The following is a 20,588-nucleotide window of genomic DNA, read 5'->3' on the forward strand; positions in this document are numbered from 1 at the left end:
CTCCCCCAGTGGTACCGGGCGCAGAATGCGCCACGCCCGGTTCGACCACCGACGATGCCGTTCGGTTGTACGGAGAACGACATCCAGGTGGCGGGGAGGCGCCGCCGCCCGCTAGCCCCGGTACGCGAACCCGACGAACGCCGCCCAGGCACCGGGGGCGACGGCGAGCTGGGGGCCGTGGGGGTTCTTGGAGTCGCGGACGTGGATGGTGGTGGGGTGGGCGGCTACCTCGACGCACTCGCCGCCTTCTGCTCCGCTGTAGCTGGACTTGCGCCAGTCGTAGGCGACCTCGATGCACTCGCCGCCCTCGCCACTGCTGTAGCTGCTCTTGAACCAGGCCAGATCCGTGGTGCTCATAGCTCTCCCAGCATCTTCTCGATCAACTCCAGGGACTCGCGGGGCGTGAGCGCCTGCGCCCGGATGATCCCATAGCGCTCGGTGCACTGGCGTACGAGTTCGGGGTCGGTGATCAGGCGCGCGTGTCCGTAGATCTCGGTGTACCCGACCTCGCGCCGCCCCTTGGGGGTGAGGAGCGTGAACGAGCCGTCGAGTGAAGGGTGTTCCGTGCGGCTGAGGGGCATCACCTGGAGGTGGATGGTGCGTCTACTGCCGACCTCCAAGAGGCGGCGCATTTGCTCGCGATGGACCTCCAAGCCGCCAGTCGGGCGGTGCAGGATCGCCTCTTCCAGGACGAAGCTGATCGTGGGAGCAGGCCACTTGTCGAGGAGCACCTGACGGGCCAGGCGGTCCGTCACGCGCTTCTCGATGGTCTCCTCGTCCCACATGGGGCGGCGATGGCCGTACACCGCTCGGGCGTACGCTTCCGTCTGCAGAATTCCAGGCACTGCCTGAACCGCGTAGTAGTGCAGCGCCACCGCCTCCGCCTCCGCCTTCGCGAAGTCCTGGAACCAGTCCGGATGCCGCGTCCGCGCCCGCGCCAGCGCCTCCCGTACGTCGTCCACCGCGGCCGTGAGCACGCCCCCCGCGCCCAGCGCCCGTTCCGCCCGCTCAAGGAAGTCCGGCTGAGGCGTCCGTACCCCGCGCTCCACCGACGAGACCAGGTCCTCGCTGCAGTGCGTGGCCGTCGCCAGTTCCGCCTGACTCAGGCCCGCGTTCTTCCGCAGCACCTTGATGATCTTTCCGATCGCACTGAACAAGTGCGCCGTACCGTCGACTTCGGACGGCCGTTCCGGCCGTTCCTCCTCGTTCCCCGACATCCGTACCGCCTTCTTGGCGTGCCCGTACAGTCACTCAGCGTCGTACCGTCGCTGCTGGTCAGGGTAGGCCCGGAGGCTCAAGATCGGGGACATGAAGTCCGAAAACGCCACTCCAACCGGTGAGTTCACGCTCCGGCTCTCGGCCACGCGCCGGGGCGCACGTCTCGCGCGGTTACTCGCCGTGCAGCAGCTCCACGACTGGGGCGTCACCGGCTCCGCCGCCGAGGCGGCCGAACTGGTCGTCGCCGAACTCGCCACCAATGCCGTCCGCCATGGCCGGGTGCCCGGTCGGGACTTCGAGGTGCGGATGGCGCGCGATGACGACCACGTACGGATCGAGCTGTCCGACGCGCGGGGCGAGCGGCGGCCCTCGCCGGTCCGTAGACCCGACGAGGGCGGATACGGGCTGTTGCTCGTATCCGCCCTCACCAGTGCCTGGGGCGTCAAGGACCGCTGCGTCGGCAAGACGGTCTGGGCGACCGTGCCGATGTCACGTCAGAACAGGGTCACGGAACCTGTTCCGAGCTCCTCCGGGTTGTAGGCCTTTTGGCGGTTGCCGAAGGGTCTGCGCCAGTCGCCGGTGCCCTCGTAGTGGGCGAGGGTGTCGTTCGTGCCACCGGCGACGCCCTGGACGACCAGGTCGGCATGGCCGTCCCTGTTGGTGTCGCCGACGCCTACGATGTCGGTGTACTGGTTCCAGCCCGCGCCGAGCCTCGTGCGCGCGGCGAACGTGCCGTCGCCCTTGCCGAGGTAGAGCCAGAGCACTCCGGCCTTGTCGCGGGCGAGGAGGTCTCCGGCGGGGGCTCCGCCGAGGTCGCCGGTGGCGGTGAGCTGGTTGTAGATGCCCCAGCCTCCGCCGATCTTCTTGCGGGCGGCGAAGGGGGCTGCCGCGTTGCCCGTGCCCTTGTAGAGGTACAGGTCGCCGGCCTTGTCGGCGGCGACCAGGTCGGGGCGCCCGTCGCCGGTCAGGTCGCTGCCGCCGGTGAGCTTGTCGTAGATCTGCCAGCCGCCGCCGATCTTCGTACGCGGCGCGAAGTGCTTTCCGGTGCCCGTGTAGAGCCACAGGTCGCCGGCCCGGTCCCGGCCGATCACGTCGGCGTGCACGGAGCCGCCGAGGTTGCCGGGGGCCGCCACGCGGTCGTAGATGTTCCACCCCGTGCCCAAGGCGACCTGCTCGCGCTTCGACGGGAAGACCCACTTCCCGGTCTGGTACAGCGTCTGGCGGGCGTCGTAGCCGATCAGCCTGCCCGAGCCGTCCTTGACGAGCAGGTCGGGGGCGCCACTGTCGGAGAAGTCGTGCGGGGCGGGCTTGTTGGCGACCTTGAGCGTGCCGGTCTGCTCCACCGCCGGCCCGATGCCGTTGCTGGGCCGTAGGGTCATGCGCCAGGTGTAGTCGCCGTTGTACGCGGAGGTGTAGTCGCTGAACAGACCTGTCCAGATGACTCCGCTGACGCCGGGTCCGGCGATCCCTCCGGGCTCGGAGGTCCATTGCTTCCCGGACGCGGTGTGGGTCAGCTGGAGCTGCAGCTCCGTGTGTTCCCGATTGGTGAGCCACCAGAACTTCGCGTCACCGCTGCCGAAGTCGACGACGTCAGGGAGCGGCTTGTAGACCTCGGCGGTGATCGCCAGGGACTCACCCGTGCTCGCCACGAGGGTGGCGACGGGGGTGCCGTCGGTGCCGACGGAGATCCGGTAGACGCCCTTGCCGTGCTCGACCGTGCCGCCCTGCACGAGCTGCCGCCCGTCGGCCTCGCGCATGACGTGCTGCACGCTGTCCAGGAGCTTGACGGTCTTCCCGGTCGTCAGCGAACGTGCCGTCAGCCCGTAGAGGTGATTGGGGTAGTACTGCATCCTTTCGTCCACCCCGTACGTCACCCAGTCGCTGCCCAGCAGCTCGGCCTGGACGCTCCCCCACCCCAGGCCGATGCGTTCGGGTCCGGTCGAGGTGTCACCACGCCGGGCCACAACCAAGGTCACGGTGTCGGTGTCGGAAGTCTCCGTCCAGGCCACGTGCGTGGCGGACGTGCTCGTGTCGCCCTGGTTGCCGACCCCGGAGATGACACGGTCCTCGATGACCGCACCGGTGGCGACGTCCACGAGGGCGAGATGCTTCCCGGGGGCGCCCACCGTGTTGTAACTGAGGATCAGGGTGTCCGGCGAGGACACGCCGTACCGGTAGACCCAGGCGTTCTCGGGCAGCCCGGTCACCTTGCGGTCGAGGACGGTGTCCGCCGGCTTGCTGACGAGGTGGACTTCGGTACCGCCGGTGGAGTTGGGCTTCGACATGACGAGGGTGGAGCCGACCAGCCTGTGGAGGTCGGCGTCGGGGCCGAGACCGGTGGAGTCGATCTCCACGGGGTCGGCACCTGTGGCCAGGTCGTGCAGCGTGTGGATGCCCTCGTCCGACGTCACGGCGATGTCCGTCTGGGCGCTACCCAGGTACAGGTTCGGGGGCAGTGGGGTCGTGACGCCGTCCGAGTGCCGCGTCCAGCTGTACGCGGTCGCCGTATCGCTCGACTGGTAGGTCAGGAATCCCGAAGGGCCGACGCCGATGAGGTACGAGCCGGGCGGCAGCGAGATGACGTCCTGGTCCGCCGCCGAAGCGGTGGCCGTCGTCTCTGCGCCGTACAGCGGCGTCGCCACCGCCGGAGTGGCCAGACCCGCTGCCGTGACGGCGAGTACGGCCGTGACGGCGGCGGCGAGACGTCGACGGGGCGTACGAACGTGGATCAAAGGGGTCCCTCCCCCAGAAAACGCTGGTGCGGCGGTGATCCGCCGTTGCGGGTGGGACCCGTGAGGTGGGTGAAGGGTTGTACGGGAAGCGGAGGTTCCGGTGGGGGTCGGTCGGGCGGGCCGGCCGCGCGAGGGTTCGTCGGTCTTCGCGTGGCCGGCCCGGGCCGTTCGTCGTCCTGCTGGAACACCGTCCTGCCGGACGACCGGGTTCCTGGAACACCGTGGTGCTAGAACACCGTGTGGTTGAACCGGTGGGCGTTCACGTTCACCGAGTTGGCGACGCGCGGACCGAACGGGGTGCTCGCGCTGCCCGTGCCCGGGTAGAGGAACGAGCCGCCCGCGCCGACGGCGTAGAGGTCGGCGCGGCCGTCGCGGTCGGCGTCGCCGACGCCGACGAGCTGGGTGAACGTGTTCCAGCCCGCGCCGAGCCGCACCCGCGTGGAGAACGCGCCGGGGCCGGAGCCCTGGTACAGCCAGAGGACGCCGGCCGCGTCGCGGGCGACCAGGTCGGCCGCGCCGGCACAGCGATCTCCACGCCGCCGTCCTGGCCCGCGCCGCGCAACCGCAGGAGGGCTCCGCAGGCCCCAGGGTCAGCCAGCAGTCGCTTCTGGCCGACCTCGCCAACCTCACCGATCGCAGCACCCGCCAGACCCAGCACATCGCCCACCTCGAACGACGGTTGTCCCACGCGCTCGGCCAGGACGCCTGGCGCGCCACCGGGCTCGGAGCTCCCACCGACATCGACGCTTTTCAGGAGAGGATCGCCCATCTCGAACAGCAGGTCGCCGATCTTGCCGCGCAGCTCGGTGAACGCGACGAGGACCTGGTGGCCGCTCGGGCCACCAACCGCGAGTTGATGAACCAGCTCAACAGCCGCCCTCACCGATCCCGCTGACCTGCCTGGCCGGGGGTCATGTCCACCCGGATCAGGGTCTGCTGGCCGTTGGCGACGAGCTTCCGGTCGCCGTCGCTCTGGACGCCGTACACCTCCAGCCGGCACACGGTCAGGGTGCGTCCGGGCTTCAGGACGGTGCCGATCGCTTCGAGGTGGTCGCCCGCGGCGGGGGCCAGGAGGTTGATCTTGTACTCGACGGTGAGGACCTCGGATGCCTCGTCGAACAGCGTGAGTGCCGCGTAGCCGCCGGCGGTGTCCGCGATGGCGCTGGTGGCGCCGGCGTGAACGTAGCCGTGCTGCTGGGTCACCTCGGGGCGGGCCGGGAGCACGATGTGCACCCGGCCGGCGCCGATGTGGGCGAGGCGCGCTCCAAGGTGGGCCATGAGCCCTTGGCGGTCGAAGCTGTCCTGGACGCGCTTGCGGACCGCAGGGCTCGCCTGCTCCTGCCGCGTCTGGTCTTCCACGTGTCTCTCCTTCGGTCCGTGTGGGGGGACAGCTTCCTCAGCCGGCCAGGCGTTCCACCAGCAGGAAGGCACCGATGGCGATCATCATGGCACCGCTGATACGAGTGACGATCCGGGCGGCCGAGGGCCGGGTTTTGAGGACCGTGCGGGCCAGGACGCCAACGGCGAGGTAGACGACGGTGCACGCGACCAGGTGCATCGTGCTGAGCAGCCCGGTCTGCGCGGCCACTGGCCAGCCGTGGGCGGAGTCTATGAACTGCGGGAACAGCGCGAAGTACAGCAGCAGCGCCTTGGGGTTGAGGCCGCTGATGCCAGCCCCCTTGAGCATGACCTGCACGCGCGAGGCCCCTGAGGTCTCCGCGGCCGCCGCCGGTACGGCCGACTGCCGCACAACGCCCCACCCCAGCCACAGCAGGTAGCCGGCGCCCGCCACCGTCAGGGCGGTGAGGGCGGTCGGTGAGCTTGCCACGATCACCGCCAGGCCCGCGACGGCCACCAGCGCGTAGGCCGCGTGTCCGGCGATCAGCCCGGTGACGGCCGGGACGACCGAGCGTTCCCGCAGCCCTGCGGAGATCGCGTAGGCCCAGTCCGCGCCAGGGGTGAACACCAGGAGCAGGTCCACCGCCAGGAAGGCCACCAGCGTCGTCGTATCCATCGATCGATCCCTCTCACATCTTCTCGCCGTGGAGGGAACGTTAGGCCGGATTTGCCCGAAAGTGTTTGCGTCTTTACTCCATGATCGCGTGATTGGAGGGAGAATCTTCTCCATGGATGCCCTGGACCGGAAGATTCTCACCGAGCTGCAGCTCGACGGCCGTCTGACCATCACCGAGCTGGCGGCGCGGGTGAAGCTCAGCGTCTCGCCCTGCCACCGTCGGCTGCGCGACCTCGAACGCGAAGGGGCGATCCGCGGCTACCGCGCCGTGGTCGACCCGGCCGCCGTCGGCCTGCACTTCGAAGCGCTCGTCTTCGCCACCCTGCGCTGGGAGAGCCCCGACACCGTCACGGCCTTCGAAGAGGCCGTGGCCACCGTTCCCCACGTGCTCCAGGCGCAGCGCCTCTTCGGCGAACCCGACTACCTCCTGAGGGTCGCAACCGCCGACCTGGCCGCGTTCCAGGAGCTGTACGACCAGCGGCTCGCCCGGCTGCCTGGGGTGCAACGCCTGACTTCCACCCTCGTCATGAAGAACGTCATCGACGACCGGCCCCTGCCGGAGAGCTGACCCTCGCGCACCACTGCGCTACTGGGGCTCACCGTTGTCGGGAGCCGGCCCTGCACGACATCTGTCGCACACCGATCCGGCGTCCCGCGAGGCCAATGGCCAGTAGAGGCACCGATCGGCTGACAGGCACTTACGCCGCCAACCCAACAGAAGCGACGTGTCGCGCGCCCGTCGAGGGCCCCCGCGTCACGCCCCTGCGCGCCGCTCCACCACGCCCCGTACGTACGCCGCCTGGCCCGCGTGCTGGTTGTCCTCCGCGATCACGCTCACCAGCCGTACGCCGAGCGTGACCGGCGGGTCCCAGGCCTCGTCGACGACCCGGTCGAGGTCCGCGTCGGTCAGGCTCCCGAGGTGTTTCAGGCTCTGCTCGTGCACGGCGTCGTAGTAGCCGAGGAGGAGCTCCGCCGGGGCGCGGACGGCGGCGACCTGGCTGCTGGAGTGGCCGTAGCCGGTGGCGCGGGCGGAGAAGGGCAGCCCGAAGCGGGCCTTCCAGCCGTCGGCCGTCCAGACCTGCTCGGCGTCGAACACGCCCGCGACATGATCGTCCTGGATCCGGGTGAGGTGCCAGACCAGCCAGGCGATCGAGTTCGCGTCCTCGTCGATCCTGGCCGTCAGTTCGTCCTCCGACAGCCCCTCGACGGCCCCGTGCACGGCCTCCTGGACGCGCCCGAACGCGTCCACCAGCAGGTCGGCGCTCCTCATGTCATCCAACTCCTCGCTAGCCGTGCGTGCCGTGCTCGCCCTCCTGGCCGGGGCGCGACGTCCGCCACTCCGCCACCGTCGCCTCCACGTCGAAGGGCCGCAAGTTCAGCGGCGGGCCCGCGGGCGGGCGGCGGACGGCCTCCGCGATCTTGGTGTTGATCTCGCCGAGGATCCGGCGCACCTGCGCCTCGGAGACGGCCTCGTCGATCGCCGCCCGCGCGTCCTCGGCCTCCTTGCGGAGCGCAAGGGCGGGCGGGAGGACGGACGCGCCCTCGCGGTGCATCTTCCGCTTGATCCACCACAGCTCGTCGTACGGCGCGGTGTCGTCCTCCAGCGGTCTGCCGAAGCCGGCCAGCTTCCGGAATTCGCCGCGTTCCGCGGCTTCGCGGATCTGCTTGTCCACGAATGACTCGAAGCTGACGCCGGGCGGTTTCCGTTCGGTCATACGTCCAGACTAAGAGGCGCCGGGACAGGCGGGCAGGCGTCCGGACGGACCAGAAAGTGGCCGGACGGATCGGTCCGCGAAACGGCGTCCGGACCAAAGGCAGGAGCCCCGCTCGTGCCCGAAGGCACGGAGCGGGGCTCCTTGGGTACTTCTCTAGCCGTGCGCGATCGCCGACCCGGGCAACTTAGGCCGGGGTGACGTTCTCCGCCTGCGGGCCCTTCGGACCCTGCGTGACGTCGAAGTTCACGAGCTGGTTCTCCTCGAGGGAGCGGAACCCAGACGCGTTGATCGCGGAGTAGTGGACGAAGACATCCGGGCCGCCGCCGTCCTGGGCGATGAAGCCGAAGCCCTTTTCAGCGTTGAACCACTTGACGGTTCCGGTAGCCATAAGCCCTCCTTGGGCCAAAGGGTTGCCCTGCTCCAGAACCTGCAAACAAGTCTGAAAACTACAAAAGCCTGCGGGTCACATGCTCCGCAGGCTCTGTACTGCAAGGGAAACCAAACTGCAACTTGCGAGGAGCGTAGCACGCAGGGTGGGCGACGCACTAGAGGGAAAGATCACGTCACCCACACGTTTGACGACCTTCTGACGTGCTGACGTGAGCGCCACGCGCGCCCCGGCGATGTCCACCGTACGAGACGGGTCTAGCCTCGCGATGTGGACAATGCAACCGATGACCACCAGCGCAGCCGGCCCCGCGTCGGACACATCCAGTTCCTGAACTGTCTGCCCCTCTACTGGGGGCTGGCCCGCACCGGAACGCTCCTCGATCTGGAGCTGACCAAGGACACCCCGGAGAAGCTCAGCGAGCGCCTGGTGGGCGGCGGCCTCGATATCGGCCCCATCACGCTCGTCGAATACCTCCGCAACGCGGACGACCTCGTCGCCCTGCCCGACATCGCCGTGGGCTGCGACGGCCCCGTCATGTCCTGCGTGATCGTCTCCCAGCGGCCGCTGGAGCGGCTCGACGGGGCGCGGGTGGCGCTCGGCTCCACCTCCCGTACCTCCGTACGGCTCGCGCAGCTGCTGCTCGCCGAGCAGTACGGCGTACGGCCCGACTACTACACGTGCCCGCCCGACCTCGGGCTGATGATGCAGGAGGCGGACGCCGCCGTCCTCATCGGCGACGCCGCCCTGCGGGCCTCGCTGCACGACGCCCCGCGCCTCGGGCTCCAGGTCCATGACCTGGGTCTTATGTGGAAGGAGTGGACGGGCCTTCCGTTCGTCTTCGCGGTGTGGGCGGCGCGCAAGGACTTCCTGGCCCGCGAGCCGGAGACCGTGCGCGAGGTCCACGAGGCGTTCCTGGCCTCGCGGGACCTGTCGCTGGTCGAGGTCCACAAGGTCGCGGAGCAGGCGGCGCGCTGGGAGTCCTTCGACGCCGAGCTGCTGGAGCGGTACTTCCGGACCCTGGACTTCCGGTTCGGCCCGGAGCAGCTGGCGGGGGTACGTGAGTTCGCCCGCCGGACCGGTCCGACGACCGGCTTCCCGGCGGACGTACGGGTCGACCTGCTCGGCGCCCACCGGCGCTGACGCGCCGGAGGGGCGGGGGCAGCGGTGTGGGTAGGGGTCAGGAGGACGGGATCGGGCCCTGCATCTGCTTGCTGATCCAGGCGATCGAGCCGTCCCCCATCCCCCGGACGTACCCCTTGGCGTTGTGCCCGCCGCCCTGGATGACCTGGAGGCGGGTCTTCACCGGGCCCTTCGTGTAGTTCTTCATGAAGGTCTTCAGGGTGCCCATGCCGGACTCCTCCGTCCCGATCTGGAACGCGAGGTAGACCCGGTTCTTCTCCGTGTCCGGCTTCGCGCCGAGCGCCTTGGCCAGCTTCTCCGGGTTGTTCGCCTGCCGCTGCGCCTCGTGGCCGGCCCAGAGCGGCGAGTCGGGCACGGTGTCGGGGCCCGACGCGATCACGGCCTTGAACCGGTCCGGGCGCTGGAGCACGGCCTTGAGTCCGGCGAAGGCGCCCGAGGACGAGCCCATGAATGCCCAGCCGTCACGGGACGCGAAGGTACGGAAATTCGCCTGTACAAACTCTGGCACGTCCTCGGTCAGCCAGGTGCCCATTTTCGGCTGCCCCGGGATATCGCTGCCGTCGTAGTAGAACTTGTCGTCCGGGTTGAGGACGGGCATCACCACAATGAACGGAAGGCTCTTTCCCTCCTGTGACCACGTGCTGATGCGCGACTGGAGTTTGAGGTCCGTGCCCATCCAGTAATTCATCGGATACCCGTTTCCGCCCGGAAGCGCCATGAGGACCGGGAAGCCGCTCTTCGCGTACTTCGGGTCGAAATACTGCTTCGGCGCCCACACCCACACCTTGCCCGTGAAGCCGGACTTCGCTCCGGCGAGCGTGGTGACACCGATCTTGGTGCCGTCCTCCAGGGTGTTGGCCGTCGTGAAACTCGCCTTGGGGCCGGTGGGGAGAACCGTTTCGGGACCGCTGCCGGTGCTCTTGCCCGCGCCGTCCTTCCCCGTGCCCTTCCCGGGGTCCTTCGCCTGTTGCGTCGTGCTCGTGTCGCTCGTGGGGGTGTCGAACGAGAGTGGCGCACCCTCGTCGGAGCAGCCGGTCACCAGTGCGGCCGCGGTACCGAGAGCGAGGGCGGTGGCGAGGAACCTGGGGAGGCGGTTCATGGGGCGACTCCGGATGTTTCAGACACTGTGGTCGATTACGGAAGGGGCTACGGAAGGGAGGAGGGGCGTGGTGGGAGATCGGTTGGCTGGGTACGGTTCCGAATCGTGGTGATCCGGCCCACGGTTCGGGCCACGACGGCCACCGACAGGCAACCCACCGAGCCGCCGACCGGACCACGACCGGGCCACCGACCGGCCACCAGCCGGTTCACCGACCGGCTGCCGGCCGGAGCCACGACCGGCCACCGACAGGGCCACCGACCGGGCCACGTCCGGGCCACCAAGGGGGAGACATGCAGCCGCTCGACGCGGGGGAGCCCAGGACCATCGGCGCGTACCGGATCCTCGGCCGGCTCGGTGCCGGCGGGATGGGTCGCGTCTATCTGGCCCGAACGGAGGGCGGCCGGACCGTCGCCGTCAAGATCGTGCACCCGCACTTCGCCCTGGACGAGCAGTTCCGGGAGCGTTTCCGGCGCGAGGTGGCGGCCGCGCGCCGCGTCGGCGGCCGGTGGACGGCGCCCGTCCTGGACGCGGACCCCGAGGCGCCCGTCCCCTGGGTCGCGACCGGTTACGTCGCCGGGCCGACGCTCACCCGGGCCGTGGAGGCGGTCGGCCCGCTGCCCGAGCACACCGTACGGGCCCTGGGCGCCGGTCTCGCCGAGGCCCTCGCGGGCGTGCACGGGCTCGGCCTGGTCCACCGCGACGTGAAGCCGTCCAACGTGCTTGCCACCCTGGAGGGCCCCCGCCTCATCGACTTCGGTATCGCGCGGGCCACGGACGGCACCGCCTCGCTCACCGCGAGCGGGGTCTCCGTCGGCTCGCCCGGCTACATGGCGCCCGAGCAGATCCTCGGGCACGGCGCGACCGGCGCCTCCGACGTCTTCTCGCTCGGTGCGGTCCTGGCGTACGCGGCGACCGGCGCCCCGCCCTTCCCCGGAGACACCTCGGCGGCCCTGCTCTACAAGGTGGTCCACGAGGAACCCGAACTGGGCGCGCTCTCGGGGGAGCTGCTCGATCTGGTGAAGGCCTGCCTCGCGAAGACCCCGTCGGCCCGCCCGACCCCGACCGCCCTCGCCGCCGCCCTCGCCCCGGCCGGCGCGGCGGCCCTGGTGGCGTCCGGCTGGCTGCCGCCCCGCCTCCTGGAGGAGATCAGCCGGTCCGCCGTACGCCTCCTGGACTTCGACGCGGACGCGGACGGGGCCCCCGGGAACGAGTACCCGCATCTGTCTGGCCCGGTGCCCTTCACGGCCCCGTCGGTGGACGGGGGCATGACCGGCCCGCCGTCGGGCGTCTTCGGCCCTCCGGCGACCCTGGCGCCGTACAGCTCGAACACCCCGAACAGCCCGAACAGCTCGGCCCACCCGGCCCATCCGGCCCCCGGCGTGTACGGCCCCCCGACCGCTGCGCCCGCCCCCGCCCCCGTACCCACCCCCGCCCCGGCCGGTGAGCGGCGGGCGACCTTCGCCGTGGCGGGGCGGCGGGTGAGCTGTACGGTCGCGCTGGCCGTGGCGGGGGCGCTCGCCACCGTGACGCTGGGGGCCGGGTTCCTCTACGACCTGCTGCCCGGCGGCGGCAGGAAGGCCGACGCGGGCAAGACCGGCGGCAGCTCGTCGACCCCACCGGCGGCCACGGAACCCACGGACCCGACCACCAAGGCGCCCACCACGAAGCCGCCCACCACGAAGCCGCCCGCCACCCCCACCGGCTCTGTCCCCGCCCCCTTCCTCGGTACCTGGACCGGGCCCACCACCGAGGCCAACGGCTCCCCGCACGGCGACTTCACCGCCGTCGTCACCAAGGGCCGTACCGGCGAGGACGTCGTCCGCACCACGCACACCATCAGCCTCCTCGGCACCACCGTCAGCTGCCACGGCATCGGCAGCCTCACCTCCGCCACCCCCACCGAACTCCGGGTCGCGGACCGCACCGACCCCGACCGCCCCGGCACCGCCGGCCTCTGCACCACCGGCGCCTCCTCCTTCACCCTCACCCTCGCCGCCGACGGAACCCTGGCCTACCGCTCCCACGAAGAAGCGGCGGGCCGACCGACCGGCACCCTGCGGAAGTCCTGAGAAGTGCTGGCGTAGGCTGGTTCGGCCCGCCAAGAAGCCCAAGAACCCCTCCGAAAGGGACGCACCCGGTGACCGAGAAGGCCGACCTTCAGTCCGTGCTCGACCGCGCCGCCGAGGGTGGCCGGATCACCCCCGAGGAGGCGCTCGACCTCTACCGCTCCGCGCCGCTGCACGCGCTGGGCGCTGCGGCCGACGCGGTGCGCCGCCGCCGGTACGCGGGGACCGAGCACATCGCGACGTACATCATCGAGCGGAACATCAACTACACGAACGTCTGCGTGACGGCGTGCAAGTTCTGCGCCTTCTACGCGCCGCCGAAGGACACCGCCAAGGGCTGGACCCGCGACCTCGACGACATCCTGCGCCGCTGCGCGGAGACCGTGGAGCTCGGCGGCACGCAGATCATGTTCCAGGGCGGACACCACCCGGACTACGGCGTCGAGTACTACGAGAAGCACTTCGCGGCCATCAAGAAGGACTTCCCGCAGCTGGTCATCCACTCCCTCGGCGCGTCCGAGGTCGACCACATGGCCCGGATCTCGGGCGTCTCCGTCGAGGAGGCGATCACCCGCATCCACGCGGCCGGTCTCGACTCCTTCGCGGGCGCCGGCGCCGAGCTGCTGCCGGAGCGGCCGCGCAAGGCGATCGCCCCGCTCAAGGAGAGCGGCGAGCGGTGGCTGGAGATCATGGAGATCGCGCACAAGCTGGGCGTCGAGTCGACGTCCACGATGCTGATGGGCACGGGCGAGACGAACGCCGAGCGCATCGAGCACCTGCGGATGATCCGTGACGTGCAGGACCGGACGGGCGGCTTCCGGGCCTTCATCCCGTACACGTACCAGCCCGAGAACAACCACCTCAAGGGCCGTACGCAGGCCACGCTCTTCGAGTACCTGCGGATGATCGCGATCGCGCGGCTCTTCATGGACAACATCGCCCACATCCAGGGCTCCTGGCTGACCACGGGCAAGGAGGTCGGCCAGCTGTCGCTGCACTACGGCGCGGACGACCTGGGCTCGATCATGCTGGAGGAGAACGTGGTCTCCTCCGCGGGCGCGAAGCACCGCTCGAACCGCATGGAGATCATCGACCTGATCCGCAAGGCGGGCCGCGTCCCGGCGCAGCGCGCGACGACGTACGAGCACCTGCTCGTGCACGACGACCCGGCGAACGACCCGGTCGACGAGCGGGTCGCCTCGCACATCTCGTCGACGGCGATCGAGGGCGGTACGGCCCACCCGGAGCTGAAGCTCCTCGACGCCAACTGACGCCCCCGTGCTGACGATCCACGTCGCCGAGGCGTCGCCCGAGATCGCGGTCCTGGTCGACGGCGCGCACCTCGCCGCCGTCGGCCCGTACGAGGACCTGGTCGCCGTCCGGCCCGAAGCACGGGTGCGGCGGTGGCCGGGCATCCTCACGCCCGGCCTGCTCAACCCGTACGCGCCCGAGCTGCTCGAAGGCGCCTACCACCCGGATCCGCGGGAGGCCGAGGGGTTCGGCACCGAGCCGATCACGGGGGAGCGGGCGCAGCGGATCTTCCGCGCCGACCCCTCGCGGCGGAGCGCCTCCGCGCGGCGCGGCGTGCAGCGGATGCTGGCGCACGGGACGGTCGCCGTCGCGGGTGAACTGCGCGGCCGGGCCGCCGTGGACGCGGTCCGCCGGGCCGGACTCGCCGTCGGCCGACGGCCCGAGGTGCTGCCGGGGCCCCCGTCCTTCTCCCCGGTGCCGCTCGTGCTGCTGCCGCGCCTGGCCCCGGGCGGCCCGGCCCGCTTCGCCGTCTTCGACGTCCCCGACCCCGCGGCCCTCGTCCGCCTCGGAGCCTCGACCTGCGTGGCCACCGTCATCGAAGGCCGCCTGGTCCACCGCCGCCGCTAGGGTCTTTCGTTTGGATCAGGCCGGATCAGGGAGCGGGGTCTGGTGCCGTGCATCGCAAGGCGGAGGAGGGCGTCATGGCGGAGCCATGGCAACCGACGACAACGCGGCGAGGCGCGGTGCCAGGCCCCGCGAGCCCGGCATGATCCAAACGAGAGGCCCTAGGGGGTGCGCGGCGGTGTCTTCCGGTCGGTGGAGACATGGACGCCGCGGCACGGTCGGCGCCCGCTCGGCATGCCCCCGGCCGAGGGTGCGGAGGGGCCTGCGAGAATGGGCCCGTACCCCCGTACCCCCGTACCGCCCGTACCCGAGTCTGCGAGGCCGAACGCCAGTGACCCGCGCATCCCTGGACAAGCAGCCGAACGAAGTCGCCTCGATGTTCGACGACGTCGCGGCGAACTACGACCTCACCAACGACGTGCTCTCGCTCGGGCAGGACCGGCGCTGGCGCAAGGAGGTCGCCAAGGCGGTCGACGCCCGCCCCGCGCAGCGTGTCCTGGACCTGGCGGCCGGGACCGCGACCTCCTCGCAGCCCTTCGCCCGCGCGGGGGCGTACGTCGTCCCCTGCGACTTCTCGCTCGGCATGCTCCGGGTCGGCAAGAAGCGGCACCCGTGGATGCCGTTCACGGCCGGCGACGGCATGAACCTGCCCTTCCGCGACGACGTGTTCGACGCCGTCACCATCTCCTTCGGGCTGCGCAACATCCAGGACACCGAGGCCGCGCTGCGCGAGCTGTACCGGGTGACGAAGCCCGGCGGCCGCGTCGTGATCTGCGAGTTCTCGCACGCCACCTGGGCGCCGTTCCGCACGGTGTACGAGGAGTACCTGATGCGCGCGCTCCCGCCGGTGGCCCGCGCGGTCTCGTCCAACCCGGACGCGTACGTCTACCTCGCCGAGTCCATCCGGTCCTGGCCGGACCAGCCGACCCTGGCCGGCCTGCTCCAGAAGGCGGGCTGGTCGAAGGTCGCCTGGCGGAACCTGTCGGGCGGCATCGTCGCCCTCCACCGCGGCTTCAAGCCGTAGCTCGTGTCCGGGCCGCCGGGCGAGCCCGGGCCTGCCCGGATGCCCGAAACCGCCCGCCATAGACTGCAACCGACCGCCCTCGCCCTAGACCTTCGGGAGACACCGCCGTGACCGAGCAGCCCCTCTCCGAGCACAGCGCAGATGTGATCGTCGTCGGGGCGGGCCCGGCCGGTTCGACGACCGCGTACTACCTCGCCAAGGCCGGACTCGACGTCCTGCTCCTGGAGAAGACCGCGTTCCCCCGCGAGAAGGTCTGCGGCGACGGCCTCACGCCCCGCGCCACCAAGCAGCTCGTCTCCATGGGGATCGACATCTCCGAGGAGGCCGGCTGGCTGCGCAACAAGGGCCTGCGGATCATCGGCGGCGGCGTCCGCCTCCAGCTCGACTGGCCGGACCTCGCCTCGTACCCGGACTACGGACTCGTCCGTAAGCGTGACGACTTCGACGAGCAGCTCGCGCGGCAGGCGCAGAAGGCCGGCGCCCGGCTGTACGAGCGCTGCAACGTCGGCGCCCCGATCATCGACGACCGCACCGGCCGGATCACCGGCGTGACCGCCAAGCTCGGCGAGGAGAAGCGCGAGGTCAGCTTCCACGCGCCGCTCGTCGTCGCCGCCGACGGCAACTCGACCCGGCTCTCGCTCGCCATGGGCCTGCACCGGCGCGAGGACCGGCCGATGGGCGTGGCCGTACGGACGTACTTCACCAGCCCCCGCCACGACGACGACTACCTGGAGTCCTGGCTGGAGCTGTGGGACCGGCGCGGCCCGCAGGACCGTCTGCTGCCCGGCTACGGCTGGATCTTCGGCATGGGCGACGGCACGTCCAACGTCGGCCTCGGCATCCTGAACTCCTCCTCCGCGTTCCGGGAGCTGGACTGGCGCGAGGTCCTCAAGGCGTGGTGCGCCTCGATGCCGGAGGACTGGGGCTTCACCCCGGAGAACATGACGATCCCGATCCGCGGCGCCGCCCTTCCGATGGCCTTCAACCGCCAGCCGCACTACACCAAGGGCCTGCTGCTCGTCGGTGACGCGGGCGGCCTGGTCAACCCGTTCAACGGCGAGGGCATCGCGTACGCCATGGAGTCGGGCCAGATCGCGGCCGACGTCATCGTCCAGGCGCACGCCCGCGCGACCCCGGCCCAGCGCGAACTGGCCCTGCACAACTACCCGAAGATCCTCAAGGACACCTACGGCGGGTACTACACGCTCGGCCGCGCCTTCGTGAAGGTCATCGGCAACCCGAGGGTCATGAAGATCGCGACCCAGCGCGGTCTGACCCACCCGGTCCTGATGAAGTTCACGCTGAAGATGCTGGCGAACCTGACCGACCCGACGGGCGGCGACGCCATGGACCGCATCATCAACGGCCTCTCGAAGGTGGCCCCGAAGGCCTGAACGCCCGGCGGTAGTCCGAAGGGGAGACCCCGACGGTACGGGTGAAGTGGCGGCGCAGATTGGCCGCCGTACCGAGCCCGCTGTGGTCGCCGATCTGCTCCACGGGCAGATCGGTCGACTCCAGGAGCGTCTGGGCGCGTGCCACCCGCTGCTGGAGCAGCCACTGCAGCGGGGTGGTCCCGTACGCCTCCTGCACCCGGCGGTGGAAGGTGCGCGGCGACATCCGCGCGCGCAGCGCGAGCCCTTCCACGGTCAGCGGCTCGGCCAGGTGCTCGGTCGCCCACTGCAGTACGGGCCCCAGGCTGTCGGCGTCGCTCGGCGGGAGCGGCGCCTCGATGAACTGGGCCTGTCCGCCGGTGCGGTGGGCCGGGACGACGAGGCGGCGGGCGAGCTGTCCGGCGACGGTCGCGCCGAGGTCGGTGCGGACCAGGTGCAGACAGAGGTCGAGCGCGGCGGTGGCCCCGGCGCTCGTGAGGACCGTTCCCTCGTCCGTGTAGAGGACCGAGTCGTCCACGATCACCCCGGGGTGCCGGGCGGCGAGCTGTCCGGTGTGCTGCCAATGGGCGGTGGCCCGGCGGCCGTCGAGCAGCCCGGCGGCGGCGAGCGCGAACGCACCGGTGCACAGGGAGACCATCCGGGCGCCGCCCGCGGCGGCGGCGCGCAGCGCCTCGACGAGGTCGGCCGGCACCTCCTCGCCGTCGTCCACGACCGCTTCGGGCACGGACGGCACGATCACGGTGTCCGCGCCCACGAGCCCGTCGAGACCGTGGTCGGTGCGGACGGAGAAGACGCCCGTGCCGCCCGAGTCGCCGCACAGCCGGAGCTCGTACCAGGGGTCGGCGAGGTCGGGGTGGGGGACGCCGAAGACGGCGGCGGCGATGGAGAGTTCGTACAGCTCCCACAGCGAGGTGCCGACCCGCTGGTCCGGTACGACGGCGATGGCGACGGTCCCTGCGCTCATGCCGCCGACCCTACGTGAGGCCCCGGCAGGAATCGTGCGGTCGTGGTCAGTCCTGCCACTGTCGGCCGGATTCCGCCGCTGCGAGCGTGGAGCCCATGAACGCACGGCACACGAACCAGCAGAACAACACCACCGTCACCGTCATCGGCCTCGGGCAGATGGGCTCCGCCCTCGCCGACGCCTTCCTCGCCGCGGGCCACCCCACCACCGTCTTCAACCGTACGCAGGCCAAGGCCGACGCCCTGGTCGCCCGGGGCGCCGCCCGCGCCGCGACCGTCGCCGAAGCCGTCGAGGCGAGCGGGCTCGTCGTGGTCTGCGTCCTCGACTACGCGGCGGCGCGCGAACTCCTCGCCCCGGTGGCGGCGATGCTCCGGGGCCGGGTCCTGGTCAACCTCACCAGCGGCTCTCCGGAGCAGGCCCGCGCGGAGGCGGAGTGGGCGGCGGCGCACGGCGTCGGCTATCTGGACGGCGGCATCATGACGACCCCGCCGGGGATCGGCGACAGCGCCAACATGATCCTGTACGCGGGCTCGCCCGCCCTGCTCGCCGCACACCGGGCGACCCTGGAGGTGCTGGGCGACCCGGTCGACCTCGGCCCGGACGCGGGACTCGCCTCGCTGTACGACGCCGGGCTGCTCGGTCTCATGTGGTCGGTCTTCGGCGGCTGGCTGCACGCCACCGCCCTCGCGGGCGCGGACGGGGTCGCGGCCGAGGACTTCACGGCGCTCGCGAACCGCTGGCTGAAGACGGTCTCCTGGTTCCTCTCCACGTACGCCGAGCAGATCGACGCGGGGGAGTACCCGGGCTCGGACGCCACCATCGACGTCCAGGTGGCCACCATCGGGCATCTCCTTGAGGCCGGAGAGGCGCGCGGGGTCGACGGGCGGTTGCCGCGCCTGCACCTGGAGCTGATGCGGGAGGCCGCGGCGGCGGGGCACGGCGGCGACAGCTACGCCCGCCTCATCGAGACCTTCCGGGGCAAGTAGGGCGAAAGCGGCGAAGAGCCGTCGCTCCCCCGAGGAGTGACGGCCCTTCGTCGTGTCTTCGTCGTGCGAGAGGTACGGATCAGAGGATGCGTACGGCGCCGGAGGGGGTGTCCCAGTCCAGGGAGCGCTCGACGACACCGGTCGACGGGTTCTGCGCGCCGACGTACTTGCCGCCGCCCACGTAGATGGCCACGTGGTACGAGCCGCTGCGGCTGCCCCAGTAGAGGATGTCGCCCGGCTGGAGGTTGCTCAGCGAGACGGACGTGCCCATGGACGACTGGTCGCCGGAGATCCGGGGCAGGTCGATGCCGGCCTGGCGGTACGCGGCCTGGACGAGGCCGGAGCAGTCCCAGGAGTTGGGACCCGTGCCGCCACGGACGTAGGCGTCGCCGACCTGGGCGCGGGCGAAGGCCACGATGGCGGCGGCGGAGCCGGTGGGCGCCTGGGTCTCGCTGCTGGACGAGGAGCCGCTGTCGGAGGACGACGAGGAGCCGGAGTCGGAGAGCGTGGTGCGCGTCTGGGTGCGGGAGGCGCGCTCGCGGGCCTCCTCGCGGGCCTTCTCGGCCCTCTCCGCCTTCTCGGCCTCCGCCTTGCGGTCGGCCTCGGCCTTGGCCTTCTTGGCGTCCTTGGCGGCCTTCTCCAGGGCGGCCTTCTCCTGGGCCTGCAGGCTCAGGTCGAGGGCCTCCTGCTGGGACGCCTCGGCCGAGGCGGAGACGGCGCTCGCCAGGTCGGTGTCGAGCGAGCCCAGCGTGGGCATCTCGATGGTCTCGGTCACCGGCTCGGCATTCGCCGGCCCGGCAGCACCCGCCACCGCGATGGTGCTGAGGACGCCACCGGCAACTCCGGCACGGAGCGCGAGCTTCGAGGCGCTACGGCGGGGCTTCCGGTGGCTGGGTATGTGAGCGGTCTGGGACATGAGTACAACCGCTATCAGGGCTTCACGGTTCCCATCAAGAAACGTGGGTTGCGCCACAGTTACGTTCGGAACTACCCAATCCGCTTATCTGGCGACCTTATTGACGCCGTAACGGACAATCCGGGCATGGCTCATCTGGCCCTTGATCACGGGTTTTCCGCGAAACGTCCTAATTGACCGCCGCTTACCACCTCTTCACACCGATGGCCAAGCCCCGATTTCTCCGGGCCGGTGCGCATGTGGCGCAGGTCACATCCGGGGTCCATCAGGCGGGCGGACGGTTCGTGAATCGGCGCACACGTCCACTTCGCTCCGGCCGACCCCTCGACCGGGCGAAGGCCCGCTCCTTTACCACCGGCCGCGAGTCCATCGCCAATTTGCTTGTACCCACCACCTCTTGATAGTGCGGCACCCCTCCGACCAGCGCTTTCCGGTCCGGATGTCACATCTGGTGATCACCTGGGCGCTTCGAGTGCCAAGATCACCGCTCATCCGACTTCATGATCCTTCGTCAGGTGGTGGAGATCACAAAGTCGTTGGTGTACCCCGTGTCGCAGATCACAGAGGGGCGGGCATAAGATGCGGGGCAGTCGGGCTTGTGAACTGCCTCACATGGGGGCGATCTTTGCGCCCGACAGTGCGGTCCAACGGTCAAGGACGACTGGAAGGAGCGAGGAGCGTGAATGCGTACGCGCCCATCCTCGTGCTCGGTGCCCTGGGTGCGGGGTTTGCGATCTTCTCCGTGGTCATGGCCACGCTAATCGGCCCAAAGCGGTACAACAGGGCAAAACTTGAGGCATACGAGTGCGGCATCGAACCGACGCCCACTCCGGCCGGAGGCGGCCGCTTCCCCATCAAGTACTACCTGACGGCGATGCTCTTCATCGTCTTCGACATCGAGATCGTCTTCCTCTACCCCTGGGCCGTCACCTTCGACGCCCTGGGGCTTTTCGGGCTCGTGGAGATGCTGCTCTTCGTGCTCACCGTCTTCGTCGCCTACGCCTACGTGTGGCGGCGCGGCGGCCTGGAATGGGACTGAGGGGCTGAGGGGCAC

At 70.6% G+C, this 20,588-nt stretch carries 23 protein-coding genes; 11 read left to right on the forward strand and 12 right to left on the reverse strand.

Translation table 11 applies throughout. The features are described from left to right. Nucleotides 1-111 precede the first annotated feature (111 nt). The gene (locus ACGFYP_RS16780) at nt 112-357 is read right to left on the reverse strand and encodes a DUF397 domain-containing protein (protein ID WP_393493309.1); all 246 of its coding nucleotides are present in this window, start codon (nt 355-357) and stop codon (nt 112-114) included. Then, entirely contained in the window at nt 354-1,217 is an 864-nt protein-coding gene (locus ACGFYP_RS16785) for a Scr1 family TA system antitoxin-like transcriptional regulator (protein ID WP_393493312.1), read from the reverse strand. The genes ACGFYP_RS16780 and ACGFYP_RS16785 overlap by 4 nt, the downstream gene beginning before the upstream one ends. Nucleotides 1,218-1,308: 91 nt before the next feature. Here ACGFYP_RS16785 and ACGFYP_RS16790 point away from each other — a divergent pair, with 91 nt between their 5' ends. After that, a complete protein-coding gene (locus ACGFYP_RS16790; protein ID WP_393493315.1) occupies nt 1,309-1,758 on the forward strand; it encodes an ATP-binding protein in 450 nt (149 codons plus the stop codon). Here ACGFYP_RS16790 and ACGFYP_RS16795 read toward each other — a convergent pair. Both ACGFYP_RS16795 and ACGFYP_RS16800 read right to left on the reverse strand, forming a co-directional pair. Then, complete coding sequence (locus tag ACGFYP_RS16795) at nt 1,713-3,950, reverse strand: FG-GAP repeat domain-containing protein (RefSeq protein ID WP_393493316.1); 2,238 nt, start codon at nt 3,948-3,950, stop codon at nt 1,713-1,715. The genes ACGFYP_RS16790 and ACGFYP_RS16795 overlap by 46 nt on opposite strands. 227 nt (nt 3,951-4,177) lie before the next feature. Next, a complete protein-coding gene (locus tag ACGFYP_RS16800) occupies nt 4,178-4,531 on the reverse strand; it encodes an FG-GAP repeat domain-containing protein (RefSeq protein ID WP_393493493.1) in 354 nt (117 codons plus the stop codon). A gap of 98 nt (nt 4,532-4,629) precedes the next feature. Between ACGFYP_RS16800 and ACGFYP_RS16805 the strand changes: the two genes are divergently transcribed. Continuing rightward, nucleotides 4,630-4,845: a hypothetical protein gene (locus ACGFYP_RS16805; protein ID WP_393493319.1), complete on the forward strand. Its 216-nt coding sequence runs from the start codon at nt 4,630-4,632 to the stop codon at nt 4,843-4,845. On the opposite strand, the gene ACGFYP_RS16810 is transcribed toward ACGFYP_RS16805, so the two are convergent. Together ACGFYP_RS16810 and ACGFYP_RS16815 are read right to left on the reverse strand one after the other, a co-directional pair. Further along, a complete protein-coding gene (locus tag ACGFYP_RS16810) occupies nt 4,830-5,309 on the reverse strand; it encodes a PaaI family thioesterase (RefSeq protein ID WP_393493322.1) in 480 nt (159 codons plus the stop codon). The genes ACGFYP_RS16805 and ACGFYP_RS16810 overlap by 16 nt on opposite strands. Before the next feature lie 37 nt (nt 5,310-5,346). Next, nucleotides 5,347-5,964: a LysE family translocator gene (locus ACGFYP_RS16815; protein ID WP_393493325.1), complete on the reverse strand. Its 618-nt coding sequence runs from the start codon at nt 5,962-5,964 to the stop codon at nt 5,347-5,349. Nucleotides 5,965-6,076: 112 nt separating this feature from the next. Here ACGFYP_RS16815 and ACGFYP_RS16820 point away from each other — a divergent pair, with 112 nt between their 5' ends. After that, nucleotides 6,077-6,532 (forward strand): Lrp/AsnC family transcriptional regulator, encoded by a 456-nt coding sequence (locus ACGFYP_RS16820; RefSeq protein ID WP_393493328.1) that lies wholly within the window; start codon nt 6,077-6,079, stop codon nt 6,530-6,532. Between the two features lie 186 nt (nt 6,533-6,718). Here ACGFYP_RS16820 and ACGFYP_RS16825 read toward each other — a convergent pair whose 3' ends face one another. The 3 genes from ACGFYP_RS16825 to ACGFYP_RS16835 form a co-directional block, all read right to left on the reverse strand. After that, a complete protein-coding gene (locus ACGFYP_RS16825; protein WP_393493331.1) occupies nt 6,719-7,234 on the reverse strand; it encodes a DinB family protein in 516 nt (171 codons plus the stop codon). A gap of 16 nt (nt 7,235-7,250) precedes the next feature. After that, the gene (locus ACGFYP_RS16830) at nt 7,251-7,679 is read right to left on the reverse strand and encodes a DUF1992 domain-containing protein (protein ID WP_393493334.1); all 429 of its coding nucleotides are present in this window, start codon (nt 7,677-7,679) and stop codon (nt 7,251-7,253) included. A 184-nt stretch (nt 7,680-7,863) separates the two neighbouring features. Then, nucleotides 7,864-8,067, reverse strand: a complete 204-nt coding sequence (locus ACGFYP_RS16835; RefSeq protein ID WP_008738468.1) for a cold-shock protein — start codon at nt 8,065-8,067, stop codon at nt 7,864-7,866. Between the two features lie 270 nt (nt 8,068-8,337). Here ACGFYP_RS16835 and ACGFYP_RS16840 point away from each other — a divergent pair, with 270 nt between their 5' ends. Beyond that, nucleotides 8,338-9,210, forward strand: a complete 873-nt coding sequence (locus tag ACGFYP_RS16840; RefSeq protein ID WP_393493338.1) for a menaquinone biosynthetic enzyme MqnA/MqnD family protein — start codon at nt 8,338-8,340, stop codon at nt 9,208-9,210. A 37-nt stretch (nt 9,211-9,247) separates the two neighbouring features. On the opposite strand, the gene ACGFYP_RS16845 is transcribed toward ACGFYP_RS16840, so the two are convergent. Continuing rightward, nucleotides 9,248-10,309 (reverse strand): alpha/beta hydrolase, encoded by a 1,062-nt coding sequence (locus ACGFYP_RS16845; RefSeq protein WP_393493341.1) that lies wholly within the window; start codon nt 10,307-10,309, stop codon nt 9,248-9,250. A gap of 293 nt (nt 10,310-10,602) precedes the next feature. Between ACGFYP_RS16845 and ACGFYP_RS16850 the strand changes: the two genes are divergently transcribed. The 5 genes from ACGFYP_RS16850 to ACGFYP_RS16870 all read left to right on the forward strand — a co-directional run bounded on the left by ACGFYP_RS16850 (nt 10,603) and on the right by ACGFYP_RS16870 (nt 16,671). Next, complete coding sequence (locus ACGFYP_RS16850; protein ID WP_393493344.1) at nt 10,603-12,381, forward strand: serine/threonine-protein kinase; 1,779 nt, start codon at nt 10,603-10,605, stop codon at nt 12,379-12,381. 68 nt (nt 12,382-12,449) lie between these two features. After that, nucleotides 12,450-13,649, forward strand: a complete 1,200-nt coding sequence (gene mqnC / locus ACGFYP_RS16855) for a cyclic dehypoxanthinyl futalosine synthase (RefSeq protein ID WP_393493347.1) — start codon at nt 12,450-12,452, stop codon at nt 13,647-13,649. A gap of 7 nt (nt 13,650-13,656) precedes the next feature. Continuing rightward, nucleotides 13,657-14,256: a hypothetical protein gene (locus tag ACGFYP_RS16860; RefSeq protein WP_393493350.1), complete on the forward strand. Its 600-nt coding sequence runs from the start codon at nt 13,657-13,659 to the stop codon at nt 14,254-14,256. 328 nt (nt 14,257-14,584) lie between these two features. Continuing rightward, on the forward strand, nt 14,585-15,277 hold the full coding sequence (locus tag ACGFYP_RS16865) for a demethylmenaquinone methyltransferase (protein WP_361960908.1): 693 nt from the start codon (nt 14,585-14,587) through the stop codon (nt 15,275-15,277). Nucleotides 15,278-15,384: 107 nt separating this feature from the next. After that, the gene (locus tag ACGFYP_RS16870; RefSeq protein ID WP_361960910.1) at nt 15,385-16,671 is read left to right on the forward strand and encodes a geranylgeranyl reductase family protein; all 1,287 of its coding nucleotides are present in this window, start codon (nt 15,385-15,387) and stop codon (nt 16,669-16,671) included. Here ACGFYP_RS16870 and ACGFYP_RS16875 read toward each other — a convergent pair. Continuing rightward, entirely contained in the window at nt 16,637-17,632 is a 996-nt protein-coding gene (locus ACGFYP_RS16875; protein WP_393493355.1) for a helix-turn-helix domain-containing protein, read from the reverse strand. The two genes, ACGFYP_RS16870 and ACGFYP_RS16875, sit on opposite strands and share 35 nt — an antisense overlap. A gap of 95 nt (nt 17,633-17,727) precedes the next feature. Between ACGFYP_RS16875 and ACGFYP_RS16880 the strand changes: the two genes are divergently transcribed. Continuing rightward, the gene (locus ACGFYP_RS16880) at nt 17,728-18,618 is read left to right on the forward strand and encodes an NAD(P)-dependent oxidoreductase (RefSeq protein ID WP_393493358.1); all 891 of its coding nucleotides are present in this window, start codon (nt 17,728-17,730) and stop codon (nt 18,616-18,618) included. A 79-nt stretch (nt 18,619-18,697) separates the two neighbouring features. Here ACGFYP_RS16880 and ACGFYP_RS16885 read toward each other — a convergent pair whose 3' ends face one another. Further along, a complete protein-coding gene (locus tag ACGFYP_RS16885) occupies nt 18,698-19,534 on the reverse strand; it encodes a C40 family peptidase (RefSeq protein ID WP_361960916.1) in 837 nt (278 codons plus the stop codon). Between the two features lie 679 nt (nt 19,535-20,213). On the opposite strand from ACGFYP_RS16885, the gene ACGFYP_RS16890 reads away from it, so the two are divergent. Next, nucleotides 20,214-20,573, forward strand: coding sequence for an NADH-quinone oxidoreductase subunit A (locus tag ACGFYP_RS16890; RefSeq protein ID WP_030494815.1), 360 nt, complete (start codon nt 20,214-20,216; stop codon nt 20,571-20,573). The last annotated feature ends 15 nt before the right edge of the window (nt 20,574-20,588 follow it).

Origin of the sequence: Streptomyces sp. NPDC048370, assembly GCF_043200825.1 — a bacterium.
Taxonomy (GTDB): Bacteria; Actinomycetota; Actinomycetes; order Streptomycetales; family Streptomycetaceae; genus Streptomyces.

What these genes read in the sequence shown, in the direction of transcription:
- ACGFYP_RS16820 (WP_393493328.1), top strand. Translation starts at nt 6,077, where the DNA reads ATGGATGCCCTGGACCGGAAGATTCTCACCGAGCTGCAGCTCGACGGC.
- ACGFYP_RS16880 (WP_393493358.1), top strand. Translation starts at nt 17,728, where the DNA reads ATGAACGCACGGCACACGAACCAGCAGAACAACACCACCGTCACCGTC.
- ACGFYP_RS16885 (WP_361960916.1), bottom strand. Translation starts at nt 19,534, where the DNA reads ATGTCCCAGACCGCTCACATACCCAGCCACCGGAAGCCCCGCCGTAGC.
- ACGFYP_RS16780 (WP_393493309.1), bottom strand. Translation starts at nt 357, where the DNA reads ATGAGCACCACGGATCTGGCCTGGTTCAAGAGCAGCTACAGCAGTGGC.
- ACGFYP_RS16830 (WP_393493334.1), bottom strand. Translation starts at nt 7,679, where the DNA reads ATGACCGAACGGAAACCGCCCGGCGTCAGCTTCGAGTCATTCGTGGAC.
- ACGFYP_RS16785 (WP_393493312.1), bottom strand. Translation starts at nt 1,217, where the DNA reads ATGTCGGGGAACGAGGAGGAACGGCCGGAACGGCCGTCCGAAGTCGAC.
- ACGFYP_RS16825 (WP_393493331.1), bottom strand. Translation starts at nt 7,234, where the DNA reads ATGAGGAGCGCCGACCTGCTGGTGGACGCGTTCGGGCGCGTCCAGGAG.
- ACGFYP_RS16875 (WP_393493355.1), bottom strand. Translation starts at nt 17,632, where the DNA reads ATGAGCGCAGGGACCGTCGCCATCGCCGTCGTACCGGACCAGCGGGTC.
- ACGFYP_RS16835 (WP_008738468.1), bottom strand. Translation starts at nt 8,067, where the DNA reads ATGGCTACCGGAACCGTCAAGTGGTTCAACGCTGAAAAGGGCTTCGGC.
- ACGFYP_RS16815 (WP_393493325.1), bottom strand. Translation starts at nt 5,964, where the DNA reads ATGGATACGACGACGCTGGTGGCCTTCCTGGCGGTGGACCTGCTCCTG.
- ACGFYP_RS16850 (WP_393493344.1), top strand. Translation starts at nt 10,603, where the DNA reads ATGCAGCCGCTCGACGCGGGGGAGCCCAGGACCATCGGCGCGTACCGG.
- ACGFYP_RS16845 (WP_393493341.1), bottom strand. Translation starts at nt 10,309, where the DNA reads ATGAACCGCCTCCCCAGGTTCCTCGCCACCGCCCTCGCTCTCGGTACC.
- ACGFYP_RS16790 (WP_393493315.1), top strand. Translation starts at nt 1,309, where the DNA reads ATGAAGTCCGAAAACGCCACTCCAACCGGTGAGTTCACGCTCCGGCTC.